Below are 1,043 nucleotides of genomic sequence, written 5' to 3'. Positions count from 1 at the left end.
GGTGCTGGCGGATGCCGATCGACAGCGGAAACTTAGCTCTGAAAGGGCTAGATGACCTGTTTTCCACCGAGGAAAACCGACAGGAGGAACAGCGGGAGCAGGTACAGCAGATTCCCATTGATGCGTTGCACCCCTTCACCAACCACCCTTTCAAGGTGCTGGACGATGAAGCCATGACCCGGACGGTGGAGAGCATCGCTCAGTACGGTGTGCTGGCTCCGCTGATTGCCCGTCCCCGCCCGGATGGTGACGGCTACGAGATCATCTCCGGGCACCGCCGTCAGTATGCGGCGAAACTTGCCGGGCTGGACACCCTGCCGGTCATTGTGCGGCAGATGTCGGACGATGCTGCTGTGATATTGATGGTGGATTCCAACCTTCAGCGTGAACACATCCTGCCCAGTGAAAGGGCTTTCGCCTACAAAATGAAGCTGGAAGCTCTAAAAAATCAAGGTGCTAGGTCAGATTTAACTTCTGACCAAGTTGGTCAGAAGTTGTGGTCGGTTGAACAGGTCGCCAGTGATGCAGGTGAGAGCAAAACGCAAATCCAGCGTTTCATCCGCCTGACCAACCTTGTCCCGGAACTGCTGGACATGGTGGACGAAAAGAAGATTGCCTTCAATCCCGCTGTGGAGTTGTCCTATCTGGACGAAAGCCAACAGCGAGATTTTTTAGAAGCCATGGAGGACACCCAGAATGCGCCGTCCCTTTCCCAAGCGCAGCAACTGAAAAAGATGGCACAGCAGGGAGCGTTCAGCTACGAAAAAGCCTTTGATGTGATGGGGCAGGAGAAAAAGAGCGAGAAAGACACCGTGACCATCAAAAATGAGACCCTGCGGAAGTATTTCCCCCGCAGCTACACACCCAAACAGATGGAGGAAAAGATCATCCAGCTTTTGGATGCGTGGCAGAAAAAACAGCAGCGCCGCAACGAGCGCTGACCCGTAACGTAAGACCCGATGGGGTCTTTTTTTGTTTGCAAAAATTTGGAGACTAACTATTAAAAGTCAAGCCCCAAAATGAAAAAATCCGTCTGCCGACCG

Annotated in this window: 1 protein-coding gene; it reads left to right on the top strand. The window is 53.0% G+C overall.

The genetic code is table 11. The features are described from left to right. The first annotated feature begins 11 nt into the window (after nucleotides 1-11). The gene (locus J3353_RS16060) at nucleotides 12-941 is read left to right on the top strand and encodes a ParB/RepB/Spo0J family partition protein (RefSeq protein ID WP_156072832.1); all 930 of its coding nucleotides are present in this window, start codon (nucleotides 12-14) and stop codon (nucleotides 939-941) included. Nucleotides 942-1,043 lie beyond the last annotated feature (102 nt).

The sequence above is a fragment of the Faecalibacterium sp. Marseille-Q4137 genome (assembly GCF_017377535.1).
GTDB classification, from domain to species: domain Bacteria; phylum Bacillota; class Clostridia; order Oscillospirales; family Ruminococcaceae; genus Faecalibacterium; species Faecalibacterium duncaniae.
The sequence above is the reverse complement of the archived record's forward strand: the minus strand, read 5'-3'. Positions and strand labels throughout refer to the sequence as shown.

Excerpts from the sequence above, each read along its gene's own strand:
- J3353_RS16060 (WP_156072832.1), top strand. The coding sequence starts at position 12 with ATGCCGATCGACAGCGGAAACTTAGCTCTGAAAGGGCTAGATGACCTG.